The organism is Amycolatopsis sp. CA-161197 (assembly GCF_050942255.1).
In the GTDB taxonomy this organism is placed as follows: domain Bacteria; phylum Actinomycetota; class Actinomycetes; order Mycobacteriales; family Pseudonocardiaceae; genus Amycolatopsis.
In genome coordinates this window covers 9177074-9188792 of record NZ_CP192059.1, presented here as the reverse complement: position 1 = coordinate 9188792, position 11719 = coordinate 9177074, and the positions used below count along the sequence as shown (strand labels likewise).

General features: G+C 71.0%; 9 protein-coding genes and 1 pseudogene. 6 read left to right on the top strand and 4 right to left on the bottom strand.

The annotated features are described in order from the left end of the window. Positions 1 to 2 precede the first annotated feature (2 nt). The gene (locus ACQPXB_RS43495) at positions 3 to 722 is read left to right on the top strand and encodes an SDR family oxidoreductase (RefSeq protein ID WP_432847759.1); all 720 of its coding nucleotides are present in this window, start codon (positions 3 to 5) and stop codon (positions 720 to 722) included. Here ACQPXB_RS43495 and ACQPXB_RS43490 read toward each other — a convergent pair. The 3 genes and pseudogenes from ACQPXB_RS43490 to ACQPXB_RS43480 all read right to left on the bottom strand — a co-directional run bounded on the left by ACQPXB_RS43490 (position 719) and on the right by ACQPXB_RS43480 (position 3708). After that, a complete protein-coding gene (locus ACQPXB_RS43490; RefSeq protein ID WP_432847757.1) occupies positions 719 to 1900 on the bottom strand; it encodes a PQQ-dependent sugar dehydrogenase in 1182 nt (393 codons plus the stop codon). The two genes, ACQPXB_RS43495 and ACQPXB_RS43490, sit on opposite strands and share 4 nt — an antisense overlap. A 37-nt stretch (positions 1901 to 1937) precedes the next feature. After that, positions 1938 to 2584: pseudogene (locus tag ACQPXB_RS43485) on the bottom strand (response regulator). Next, positions 2581 to 3708 (bottom strand): sensor histidine kinase, encoded by a 1128-nt coding sequence (locus ACQPXB_RS43480; RefSeq protein WP_432857060.1) that lies wholly within the window; start codon positions 3706 to 3708, stop codon positions 2581 to 2583. The pseudogene ACQPXB_RS43485 and the gene ACQPXB_RS43480 overlap by 4 nt, the downstream one beginning before the upstream one ends. 147 nt (positions 3709 to 3855) lie before the next feature. On the opposite strand from ACQPXB_RS43480, the gene ACQPXB_RS43475 reads away from it, so the two are divergent. Both ACQPXB_RS43475 and ACQPXB_RS43470 read left to right on the top strand, forming a co-directional pair. Next, the gene (locus tag ACQPXB_RS43475) at positions 3856 to 4458 is read left to right on the top strand and encodes a class I SAM-dependent methyltransferase (protein ID WP_432847755.1); all 603 of its coding nucleotides are present in this window, start codon (positions 3856 to 3858) and stop codon (positions 4456 to 4458) included. Continuing rightward, positions 4430 to 4936 carry a DedA family protein gene (locus ACQPXB_RS43470; RefSeq protein WP_432847753.1) on the top strand — a complete coding sequence of 169 codons (507 nt, stop codon included), beginning with the start codon at positions 4430 to 4432 and terminating at the stop codon, positions 4934 to 4936. Before ACQPXB_RS43475 ends, ACQPXB_RS43470 begins: the two co-directional genes overlap by 29 nt. Here ACQPXB_RS43470 and ACQPXB_RS43465 read toward each other — a convergent pair. Next, the gene (locus ACQPXB_RS43465) at positions 4878 to 5681 is read right to left on the bottom strand and encodes a helix-turn-helix transcriptional regulator (protein ID WP_366585587.1); all 804 of its coding nucleotides are present in this window, start codon (positions 5679 to 5681) and stop codon (positions 4878 to 4880) included. The two genes, ACQPXB_RS43470 and ACQPXB_RS43465, sit on opposite strands and share 59 nt — an antisense overlap. 85 nt (positions 5682 to 5766) lie before the next feature. On the opposite strand from ACQPXB_RS43465, the gene ACQPXB_RS43460 reads away from it, so the two are divergent. The 3 genes from ACQPXB_RS43460 (at position 5767) to mfd (ending at position 11713) form a co-directional block, all read left to right on the top strand. Beyond that, positions 5767 to 6684: an LLM class flavin-dependent oxidoreductase gene (locus ACQPXB_RS43460; RefSeq protein WP_432847752.1), complete on the top strand. Its 918-nt coding sequence runs from the start codon at positions 5767 to 5769 to the stop codon at positions 6682 to 6684. Positions 6685 to 7403: 719 nt separating this feature from the next. Next, positions 7404 to 7955 (top strand): DUF3558 family protein, encoded by a 552-nt coding sequence (locus tag ACQPXB_RS43455; RefSeq protein WP_432847750.1) that lies wholly within the window; start codon positions 7404 to 7406, stop codon positions 7953 to 7955. Positions 7956 to 8149: 194 nt separating this feature from the next. Beyond that, the gene (mfd, locus tag ACQPXB_RS43450; RefSeq protein WP_432857057.1) at positions 8150 to 11713 is read left to right on the top strand and encodes a transcription-repair coupling factor; all 3564 of its coding nucleotides are present in this window, start codon (positions 8150 to 8152) and stop codon (positions 11711 to 11713) included. The last annotated feature ends 6 nt before the right edge of the window (positions 11714 to 11719 follow it).

The window sequence follows — 11719 nt, the reverse complement described above, 5'->3', positions numbered from 1 at the left end:
GGATGAACCGGGAAGTAGTGGTCACCGGCGGGGGCACGGGAATCGGCTACGCCATCGCGGCCGCGTTCGCGCGCGCCGGCGACCGCGTGACGATCACCGGCCGCCGCGAGAGCGTGCTCACCGAAGCCGCGGCGCTGCTCGGCGCGCGGGCGGTCGCGTTCGACGCCGCCGATCACGAGGCCGTCGAGGCGGCCTTGCCGGAACTGCCGGAAAGTGTCGACGTATTGGTGAACAACGCCGGCGGCAACACCGATTTCCTCCGCGACGACAACACCGACCTGGCGACTCTGGCCACTGCCTGGACGGCCAATTTCCGCGCCAACGTCTTCACCGCCGCCTTGGTCACGGCGGGTTTGCGCGACCGGCTCGCCGACCACGGCCGGATCATCACCATCGGCTCCATCGCCGCCCACATCGGCGCCGGGTCCTACGGCTGGGCGAAGGCCGCAGTCGAGGCGTGGAACTCGGACGTCGCCCGGGTCATGGGGCCGCGGGGAATCACCGCGAACGTGGTCGCGCCCGGCTTGATCGTGGACACGGAGTTCTTCCACGGCAAGCTCACCGACGAACGCCGCGGCCGGCTGGTCGCCACCACGATGAACAGCCGAGAGGGCCGTCCGGAAGACGTCGCGGAAGTCGTGGAGTTCCTCGCCGGCCCCGGCGCGGGCCACGTGACGGGCCAGGTCGTCCACGTGAACGGCGGCGCCTACCAGGGCTCTTAAGCGCCCGGGGTGACGCGAAGGACCTTGTCGTCCGATCCGTTCGAGGTGGTCACGTAGAGCGCGCCGTCCGGCGCTGATCGGACGGCGCGCAACCGCCCGAACCGGTCGTCGAATTCGGGCGGCAGCGTCACCGAAGTGACCTTGGCCGCGGGGTCCAGGTGCAGCAGCAACAGTTTCTGCCCCTTCAGCGCCACCACGGCCAACGCGCCTTCGTTGGCACCCCACTGCGGACCGGTCAGGAACGCGTCACCCGAAGTCGCCTCGGTGATCTCGCCGGAAGTCCAGAGTGGACGGACCGCGTCGGGGAACCGGTCGAGATCCGTCATCGGCACGCTTTCGTCATACGAGGAATCCGTCCCGCCTTTCGAGGGATCCCACCCGTAGTTGGCGCCGGGCCGGATCAAGTTCACCTCGTCGTCGAACGTCGGCCCGTGCTCGGAAGTCAGCACCTGCCCGGTCCCCGGCCGGATCGCGACGCCCTGGATGTTGCGGTGCCCGTAGGTGTAGATCCGCCGCTCGCGAGGATCGGCCGAAGCGAAGAACGGGTTGTCCGGCAACGCTTCCCCGGTTTTCGCGTTGATCCGAAGCACCTTCCCGCCGAGGCTGTGGCGGTCCTGCGCGATCGTCGGCCGCGCCGTGTCCCCGGTCCCGACGAGCAACGCGCCGTCGGGAGCCAGGGTGGGCCGGCAGCCGGAGTGCCGGCCACTCGGGTTCACCGGCAGCCCCGTCAGCAGATCCCGCACCTTCGACGCACTGGCCCCGTCCGGCGCGAGCCGCCACGTGACCAGGCGGACGTCGACCGCCCGGCCACCCTCCTGGTGCGTCTGGCACGTCGTGAACTCCCGCGACGAAGCGAAATCCGCCGCGAGCACCATCCCCATCAGCCCGCCTTCGCCCTGCACGAGTACGTCGGAGAAGTCGGCGCGCACCTCAGTGGTCCGCCCACCCCGGATCAACGCCAGCTTGCCCGGGCGCTGTGGCACGAGCAGCGACCCGTCCGGCAGGAATCCGATGTCCCACCCGTGCTCCAGTCCGCCGGCCACCTCCTCGACGCGAAACGCGGTGGCGGAAGCCGGCGAAGGGGCGCTCGTCAACGGCGGCGGCGCACTCGCCGCTCCCGAACAAGCGGTGGCGAGCACCGCGACGACCGCGAGCAGCACGACTCCGGGCAGGCGCATACGGCCCAGCATGCCCGACAAAAGCGACGTTCGCGTCTCAATCGCCGGGCCGGACCAGCCCCGACTCGTACGCGAACACCACCGCGTGCACGCGGTCCCGCAGGCCCAGCTTCGCGAGGACGCGCCCGACGTGGGTCTTCACCGTCGTCTCGCCGATGAACAGCTTGCCCGCGATCTCGGTGTTCGACAGCCCGCGAGCGATCAGCCCGAGCACGTCCTTCTCCCGCTCGGTGAGCGAACCCAGCTTCGCCGACTCGACGGGCCGCCCGGTCAGGTAGCGGTCGAGCAGCCGCCGCGTGACCGAAGGCGACACCATCGCGTCGCCGCGCAGCACGCCGCGGATGGCCACCAGCATCTCGTCGGACGGCGCGTCTGTCACCAGGAACCCGCTCGCGCCGCGCGCAGGGCCGAGTAGGCGTATTCGTCGAGGTCGAACGTCGTGATCACCAGCACCCGCACGTCCGGCAGGGCGGCGCAGATGCGCTCGGTCGCGGCGACGCCGTCGAGCACCGGCATGCGCACGTCCATCAGCACGAGGTCGGGCCTTCGTTCGCGGGCGATCCGCACGGCTTCCGCGCCGTCGCCCGCCTCCGCGACGACGTCGAGATCCGGCTGGCTGTCCACGATCATCCGCAGCCCCACGCGCACCAGCTCCTGGTCGTCGCAGATCAGCACCGACGTCATCGCGCCGCGCCCGTCCGCAGCGTCGCGAGCACGCGGAACCCGCCGTCGGGCAGCGGGCCCGTCTCGAGCTTGCCGCGGTAGAGCTCCACGCGCTGCGCCATCCCGGCCAATCCGCGCCCCGACGACGGCAGCCCCGCCGCCACGGGCTCGCGGCCCCCGGTGTTCGTCACCTCGACGAGCACCTCGGTCGGCGTGAACTCCACGCGCACCCGGGCGGACGCGTCGGCGGGAGCGTGTTTGAGCATGTTGGTCAGCGCCTCCTGGACGATCCGGTACGCCTGCAGCGCGGCGCCCGTGGGCAGGTCGGTGGCATCACCGGTCACCTCGAGCCCGACGTCGCGCCCGGACTGCTCGACGAGCGTGCGCAGCTCGTCCAGCGTCGGCTGCGGCGTGCGCGCGGGCTCACCGGCGTGCATCACTTCGAGCAGCCGCCGCAGCTCCGCGAGCGCCCCGCGCCCGGTGCGGCTGATGGTGTCGAGCGTGCGGTCCACGGCTTCGGGGTCCTGGTGCCGCGCGAGCTTCGCGCCTTCAGCGTTGAGCACGATCACGCTCATGCTGTGCGCGAGCACGTCGTGCAGCTCGCGCGCGATCCGCGTGCGCTCCTCCGCGACGGCCGCGCGCGCCTGCGCCTGCCGCTCCGACACCGCGAGGTCCGCGCGCAGCCGTTCCTCGTCGGTCAGCTGCTCCTTCGCGCGGAAGAACTCGCCCAGCGCCCACGCCGCGATGTGCAGCGGCAGCACCCCGACGATCGTCAACGTCGGATTCTGCGTCTCGGCGCCCCACGTGAACCCCCACATCCAGTCGAGCGCCAGCACGGCCGCCGCGATCACCGCGGCGAACCGCCGGTCACCCTTCTTGACCAGCGTGAACAGCACCACCGCCATCGCCAGCTCGCTGCGCCCGCGGTCGAACGCCCACACGTCGTTCGTGTAGACGGCCACCACCCCGGCGATGATCAGCACCGCCGTCGTCCGCGGCCACCGCCGTCGCACGAGCAGCGGCAGCAGGAACGCCATCGGCACCAGCCGCAGGGACCAGTCGCCGGTCGCAATGTTCGGCCCGAGCAGCACGAAGACGGCGTACAGCGGCAGGTCCAGCGTCCAGCGTTGCCTGCGTACCCACATCACCAGTGCTCGCACGTCTGTGAACGTAACGCCCGCCGGCCGCTCGCCGCGTCCTTCCGCGGTATGCCTCGCCTCCTCCGATGGGACGATGCACGCGGCCCGATCGGCCGATCCGCGGCCACGGGCGGCGTCCTTAGTTTCGGGTTCATGTCGATCACCACGGAGTTCTTCCGGCACCCCATGCTGACGGGTGCCGTCGCGGCGAGTTCTGGGTTCCTGGCCACGGCCATGACCCGCGGCCTGGGTCTCGAGGGCGCTGGTTCCGTTGTCGAGCTGGGGCCGGGGACGGGGGTGTTCACGTCGGCGGTGCTGGCTCTGGTGCCGTCGACCGCCGCTGTCACGGCGGTCGAGATCAACCCCCGGCTGGCCGCTTCGCTGCGTTCGCGCTTTCCCTCGGTCTCGGTGGCGTGCGGCTCGGCTTCCTCGGTGGGTTCCCTGGGGCTGGACCCGGCGGACGTCGTGATCTCCGGCCTGCCCTGGACGGCCATGCCTGCCTCGCGTCAGCAGGAGATCCTGGACTCGGCCTGCTCGGTCCTGTCCCCGCGCGGCTGCTTCACGACGTTCGCCTACGCCCACACCGCCTGGACACCGCCGGCCCGCCGGTTCGCCCGCCTGTTGCGCAGCCGGTTCTTCGTGGTGGAGCGGACTCCGGTGGTGTGGCGGAACCTGCCGCCTGCGTACGTGTACCGGGCCGCGTTGCCGGTTTCCGCCGGGGTTTCCCGTGAACGCTCTGCTGCACCCGCTTCTTGACGCACCCGCGGTGGTCGTCTACGTCGTGTGCGCCTTGGTGATCACGGCGGAAACGGCTCTGCTGCTGGGAATCGTGCTGCCGACACTGTCCACTTTGCTGCTGATGGGGTTCCTCGTGCAGCGGGGGACGTTGTCCTGGTGGGTGGCCTTGGTGGTGTGCGTTTCCGCCGCCGTTCTCGGCGACCAGATCGCGTACTGGGAAGGGCGGGTGCTGGGGCCGCGGCTGCGCTCTTCGCGCCTGGGCCGCCGGGTCGGGCCGGCGCGCTGGGACCGGGCCGAGTCGGCGATCGTTCGGTTCGGCGTGCCGGCGGTGGTCCTGGGCCGGTGCCTGGCGGGGGTGCGGACGCTGGTGCCCCGCGTCGCCGGATCGGCCGGCCTGCCGTACCGGCGGTTTGTGGTGGGGAGCGTTTGTGCCGCCGTCATGTGGGCGGGGGTGGAGCTGCTGGCGGGGCAGTTGACGGGATGGGTTGTGCCGTAAGCAAAGCGGCCGTTTCCGCGTCGGCCGGAAGGAACGTTTCCAGGCTCAGCTCCGCGATCGTCACGTCGACGGCCGTCGTGAGGCGGGTGATGGCGGTGATCAGGCGGAGGTCGCCCAGGGAGGTGGACAGCTGCAGGGGCACGGCGAAGCCGAGGTGGTCCGGCGAAGGCGGTGAAGGCGCGGGCAGGTACGAAGTGAGCTCGTCCAGCAACTCGGCCTGACGCGGGTCCGGCAGGCCCTGGCGGGGGCGTTCGAGCACGTGCTGCGCCCAGTCGGCGAAGTTGTGGATGCGCGGGGCCATGCCGTCGGGGTGCAGGGCCAGGCGCAGGACGTTCACGGGTGGCGCCAGCAGTTCGGCAGCCACGCCTTCCGTGAGAAGCGTGAAGGCGTCGTTCGCGGACACGAGCGTGCCGTAGCGGTCGACGATCAGCGCCGGGTACGGGCGGTGGCCGTCGAGCAGAGCCGTCAACGAATCGAGGACGGGGGCCAGCCGGGGGTCGTCGAGGGGCGTCTCGGCGTAGCGCGGGGCGAAGCCGGCGGCCAGGAGCAGGGCGTTGCGTTCGCGCAGGGGCAGGCCGAGGGCCTCGGCCACGCGCACGACCATGCCCCGGCCGGGAGCCGAACGGCCGCGCTCCAGAAAGCTCACGTGCCGCTGCGTGGTGCCGGCGGCCAGGGCCAGGTCGAGCTGGCTGAGCCGGCGGCGGGTGCGGGCGTCGCGCAACGCGGTGGCGAAGGCCGGGTCCATGGGGCCAGGCAAGCAGAACCCGCGCGGGCGCGCCATTCCTTCCGGGGAATTGCCGCGAGACCCCGGCGCGCCGAATGCTCGGGGCATGAAATTCGGACTTCTCCTGCCCGCCGGGCAGGCCCAGCTTCCCGCCCCCGCCGTCGTCGAGCTCGCCCGCGAGGCCGAGCGCCTCGGCTTCGACTCCGTCTGGGCGGGCGACTCGCTCGTCCGCGCCCGGGCTGAGCCGCTCACCCTGCTCACCGCCGTCGCGCAGGCCACCGAGCGCATGACGGTGGGCACCGCCGCGCTGTTGCCCGCGTTGCGCCAGCCCGTGCAGGCGGCGCTGACGCTCTCGACCCTCGACCAGCTCTCCGGCGGCCGCCTCGTCCTCGGCCTCGGCGCGGGGTTCCCCGGCTTCAGCGAGCCGGAGTTCGGCCTGGTCGGCGTGTCGTTCAAGACGCGCTTCTCCCACCTCGACGACGTCGCCCGCCTCTGGCGCGACCTCTGGACCGGCACGCCCCGCTCCTTCCAAGGCAAGGTCCTCCACCACGACTGGCTTCCCGACGTCCCCGCGCCCTCCCGCCCCGGCGGCCCACCCCTGTGGCTCGCCGGCGCCACCCCGTCCGCCCTCCGCCGCACGGCCGACCTCTACGACGGCTGGCTGCCCTACCCACCCGACCCCGCCGACTACGCCCGCGGCCTCACCACCATCCGCTCGCTGTCGGACCGCCCCATCACCCCGGCCCTGTTCGCCACGGCGTACGTCGACGATGACCCGGCCCTCGGCCGCCAGGCGCTGGACACCTACTGCCAAGCCACGTACAGCCGCCCGCTGTCCGCGATCGGCACCATCCAGACAATGCTCACCGGCCCGGTTTCGACTGTCGCGGCCGGCCTGCGCGAGTACGCACTAGCTGGTGCAGACCACATTCTGCTCCGCATCGCCGCCCTGGACGCCGACGTGGTCGCCGACCAGCTACGCCTCCTGTCGGGACTCTTGCCGACCAATTCTCCGCAACACTGAACCCTCCGGGGCTTTCCATCCGTGTCGTGAATGGATCCCCACCCGGGAGATCCGTTGACACGAAAGGAAAGCCATGAAGATCACGGGAGACCCCGACTGGAACCGCACCACCACCCGTAACACCGACCGCCGGGCCGTCACCGCCGGCTGAGCCGCACCCTCTCCCCGGGGTTCGCCGCGCGGCGGCCGGCCACCCCAGCCGGCCTCGACTTTCCGCCCCTCCGCGACGAACCCCCTGCGGCGCAACGCTTTTTCGCACGGTCCTGTGGCGTCCTGCCGAACCGTTGCGCCGCGGCTGTCCCCTCGTTGCGCGGCAGTTGCCCGTCGTTGCCGCCCGCCAGTTGTCCGTGGTTGTCCACAACTCTGCTCGGCTGTGGACAACGTCCCGTCGGCCGCCGGGTTTGTCGGTGTGCGCCGGTAGAATGGATCCAGGGTGGCCCGCTGGGAGGATGGGCCCTGCGTCGCGGGGGTTGTGGAGGTTGTGGAGGCCGTAAGGGTCGTGGGGTTTGTGGCCAGCTCCCCAGCGGCACAGGAAAGACGCCCGACGAGTGCGGGCAGGTACACACCACCCACCCTGAAGGTACGAACCTGGGAACCAGCCTGGCGCCATTCAGGCAAACGCCCACCGGCATCGCAACGTCGCGACGTTCATCAAGCAGTAAGTCGCGCGGCGCCCTTTGCCGGGACCGGTCCCGAGTGCCGGACTTACGGTGCGACGCATGCAGCGGCTCACGGTGGTTCTCGTGCTGATGTCGATAGGCGTCGTCGCCTGCGGCGCGCCCGATCGGCAGCCGGGTCCAACGGCGTCTTCGGCGACAAAGCCGACCACACCGCCAACCACACTCTCGACCGCTCCGGCAAAACCGAAGATCACCGACCTGGCCGATCATCCTTGCGAGGCCCTGGATCACGACGACATCGTCCGGTTGAACGTGATCATCGAGGGCACCGAAGTCCCGGACCCGAGCGGCACGGCCTGTCAGTGGGGTGCACCAGGCGCACTGATCACCTTCACCGCCTACCCGGCAACCGACAAGACCCGGGACCCGGACGTCCGGCAGCTCACCGCCAGCACGATCGAGGGTCACCGTGCGCTGCTGGGCCAGATCACGCACGGCCAGGACACCGGCTACATGATCTTCGTCATGACCGGCCCGGGTCAGTCGATCCGGCTCTCGGCGGTCGGCTTCGGTCCCGGTGCGCCCGGACCCGACCCGCTCACGGTCGGCGAGAACTTCGCCGCGGCGATCAGCCACCGGTTGAGCGAATGACGAGAGGCAGCGCGCGCCTGACGATCGCCACCGCCCTCCCCGACCAGCCCCTCGCCGCCTTCATCCCCCCGACGGTTACGTCGCCTGGGTGACCCCCGGCGGAACCGACCTGCGCGCCGCTCTCACCACGTGGCCAGGTCGCCCCCGGACTGTCGGTGCCCCGACGTAGTCTGGAAGACGTGACCGACGCTCCACTGTCCGGACTCCTCCAAGCCATCCTGCCCGACCCCGCCCTGCGCGGGGTCGTCGAACGTGCCGGCGCCCCGCTGCTCGAGCTGCAGGGCGCCGTGACCGCGCGTCAGCTGGTCGCCGCGGTGCTCGCCGAAGACGAGGCGAGAGGTGGCGCGGGCCGCCACGTGCTGGCCGTGACCGCCACCGGCCGGGAGGCCGACGAGCTCACCGCCGCCCTCGAAGCGCTGCTCGGGCGCGAGAAGGTCGTCGACTTCCCCTCGTGGGAGACGCTGCCCCACGAGCGCCTCTCGCCGCGCGCCGACACCGTCGGGCGCCGCCTCGAAGTGCTGCACCGCCTGCACAAGGGTGACGACCAGCTCAAGGTCGTCGTGTCCACCGTCCGCAGCCTGATCCAGCCCATGGCGCCGGGCCTCGGCTCGCTCGACCCCGTCGACCTGGTCGTGGGCGAGGAGCAGAGCTTCGAAGGCCTCCTTGAACGCCTGGTCGAGCTCGCCTACACCCGCGTGGACATGGTCGAGAAGCGCGGCGAGTTCGCCGTCCGCGGTGGCATCCTCGACCTGTTCGGCCCCACGGCCCAGCACCCGGTGCGCGTCGAGTTCTGGGGCGACGAGGTCAGCGAGATCCGCGCGTTCGCGGTCTCCGACCAGCGCTCCCTGCCGGGTGAGATCCAGCACGTCACCGCGCCGCCGTGCCGTGAGCTGCTGCTCACCGCCGACGTCAAGGCGAAGGCCGCCGAGCTCGCCGTCACCTACGAAGCCGACGCCCAGCTGGCCGAAATGCTCACCAAGCTCGCCGACGGTATCCCCGTCGAAGGCATGGAAGCCCTCATCCCGGTCCTGTGCGCCGGCGAGCTCACCCTGCTCACCGACGCCCTGCCGCGCGGCAGCCACGTGCTGCTCGCCGACCCGGAGAAGATCCGCGCCCGCGCCCACGACCTCGTGCGCACCGGCCAGGAGTTCCTCGAAGCGTCGTGGACCACGGCCGCGGCCGGAGGACAGGCGCCCATCGACCTCGGCGCGTCGGCCTACCGCGACCTGGCCGAGATCGCCGAGCACGCGCAGGACACCAAGCGCGCCTGGTGGACGATCACCCAGCTGAGCAGCGAAGACCCCGACGTCTACCGCGTCAGCGTCGAAGCCGCGCCCGCCTACCGCGGCGAGTTCGACCGCGCGATGACCGACCTGCGCGCCCACGTCGCCGCCGGCGGCACCGGCGTGCTCGTGGTCGCGGGCCACGGCACCGCCACCCGCGCCGTCGAGCAGCTCACCACCGCCGAGGTCCCGGCCGCGCTGGCCGGCGAAGGCATCACCGAGGCCCCGCAGGCCGGCCTCGTCACGGTCACCTGCGGCGCCCTCGTCGACGGTTTCGTCTCACCCGAGCGCGCCCTCGTGGTGCTGTCGGAAGCCGACCTCACGGGCCGCGGCGCCAACGCCGGAACGTCCACAAAGGACCTCAACGCCAAGATGCCCTCGCGGCGGCGCAACGCCGTCGACCCGCTGGCGCTCAAGGCCGGCGACTACGTGGTGCACAACCAGCACGGCATCGGCCGCTTCGTCGAGATGGTGCAGCGCACCGTCGCCGGCGCCACGCGCGAGTACCTGCTGCTGGAGTACGCGAGCTCCAAGCGCGGCCACCCGGGCGACCGGCTGTTCGTGCCCACCGACCAGCTCGACGAGGTCTCCCGCTACGTCGGCGGCGAGCTGCCCACGCTCAACAAGCTCGGCGGCTCCGACTGGAAGAACACCAAAGCCAGGGCCAAGAAGGCCGTCAAGGAGATCGCGGCCGAGCTCGTGCAGCTCTACGCCGCCCGCCAAGCCGCGCCCGGCCACCCCTTCGGCCCGGACACGCCGTGGCAGCACGAGCTCGAAGACGCGTTCCCGTTCCAGGAGACCAACGACCAGCTCGCCGCCATCGACGAGGTCAAGGCCGACATGGAACGCGGCGTCCCCATGGACCGCGTGATCTGCGGCGACGTCGGCTACGGCAAGACCGAGATCGCCGTGCGCGCCGCGTTCAAGGCGGTACAGGACGGTAAGCAGGTCGCCGTGCTCGTACCGACGACGCTGCTCGCGCAGCAGCACCTGAACACCTTCACCGAGCGCATGCAGTCGTTCCCGGTCACGATCAAGGGCCTGTCGCGGTTCACGAACAAGACCGAGTCCGACCTGGTCATCGAGCAGCTCGGTGAGGGTGAGGTCGACATCGTCATCGGCACCCACCGCCTGCTGCAGACCGGCATCCGCTACAAGGACCTGGGCCTCGTGATCGTCGACGAGGAGCAGCGTTTCGGCGTGGAGCACAAGGAACACATCAAGGCGCTGCGCACGCACGTCGACGTGCTCACGATGTCGGCCACGCCCATCCCGCGCACGCTGGAGATGTCGCTCGCCGGCATCCGCGAGATGTCCACCATCCTCACCCCGCCCGAAGACCGGCACCCGATCCTGACCTACGTCGGCAGCTACGACGACAAGCAGGTCGGCGCCGCCGTCCGCCGCGAGCTCCTGCGCGACGGCCAGGTCTTCTACGTCCACAACCGCGTCTCCTCCATCGAGAAGGCCGCCAAGCGCATCCGCGAGCTGGTACCCGAAGCGCGTGTCGTGACCGCCCACGGCCAGATGAACGAGGACAAGCTCGAAAAGATCATCCAGGGCTTCTGGGAAAACGAGTACGACGTGCTCGTCTGCACCACGATCGTCGAAACCGGCCTGGACATCTCCAACGCCAACACCCTCATCGTCGAACGCGGTGATCTCCTCGGGCTCGCCCAGCTCCACCAGCTGCGCGGCCGCGTCGGGCGTGGTCGCGAACGCGGCTACGCCTACTTCCTGTATCCGCCGGAAGCCCCGTTGACGGAGACCGCACACGACCGGCTCGCGACCATCGCGCAGAACACCGAGCTGGGCGCGGGCATGGCCGTGGCCATGAAGGACCTGGAAATCCGCGGCGCCGGCAACATCCTCGGCGCGGAACAGTCCGGCCACATCGCGGGCGTCGGCTTCGACCTGTACGTGCGCCTGGTCGGCGAAGCCGTCGAAGCGTTCCGCCGCCATGCGGGCGCCGAGCCTTCCGAGGAGGAGGAACTCGCCGAAGTCCGCGTCGACCTCCCCATCGACGCCCACATCCCCCACGACTACGTCGAAGGCGAACGGTTGCGCCTCGAGGCCTACCGCAAGATCGCGGCCGCGCCCGACACCGCGGGCCTCGACGCCGTGCGCGAAGAACTCATCGACCGCTACGGCCAGCCACCCGCCCCCGTCAACCGCCTCCTCGCCGTCGCGGCGTTCCGCCACACCTGCCGCGCGGCGGGCGTCACGGAGGTTGCGGTGCAGGGCAACACCATCCGCTTCGCACCCCTGCCCCTCGCCGATTCGCAGCTGGTGCGCCTGAAACGCTTGTACCCCAAGGCGGCGTACAAGGCCATCACCAACACCGTCTCCGTCCCCAAGCCGACGGAGGGCCCGGCCGGCGGCCGCATGGGCGCCCCGACACTACGGGACCAGGAGCTGCTCGACTGGTGCACGAAGCTGCTGACCCAGCTGACGAAGACGCCCGCCACCGTGTGACGTGTA

Coding starts and splice junctions, on each gene's coding strand:
- ACQPXB_RS43495 (WP_432847759.1), top strand. CDS start 3: ATGAACCGGGAAGTAGTGGTCACCGGCGGGGGCACGGGAATCGGCTAC.
- ACQPXB_RS43490 (WP_432847757.1), bottom strand. CDS start 1,900: ATGCGCCTGCCCGGAGTCGTGCTGCTCGCGGTCGTCGCGGTGCTCGCC.
- ACQPXB_RS43480 (WP_432857060.1), bottom strand. CDS start 3,708: ATGTGGGTACGCAGGCAACGCTGGACGCTGGACCTGCCGCTGTACGCC.
- ACQPXB_RS43475 (WP_432847755.1), top strand. CDS start 3,856: ATGTCGATCACCACGGAGTTCTTCCGGCACCCCATGCTGACGGGTGCC.
- ACQPXB_RS43465 (WP_366585587.1), bottom strand. CDS start 5,681: ATGGACCCGGCCTTCGCCACCGCGTTGCGCGACGCCCGCACCCGCCGC.
- ACQPXB_RS43460 (WP_432847752.1), top strand. CDS start 5,767: ATGAAATTCGGACTTCTCCTGCCCGCCGGGCAGGCCCAGCTTCCCGCC.
- ACQPXB_RS43455 (WP_432847750.1), top strand. CDS start 7,404: ATGCAGCGGCTCACGGTGGTTCTCGTGCTGATGTCGATAGGCGTCGTC.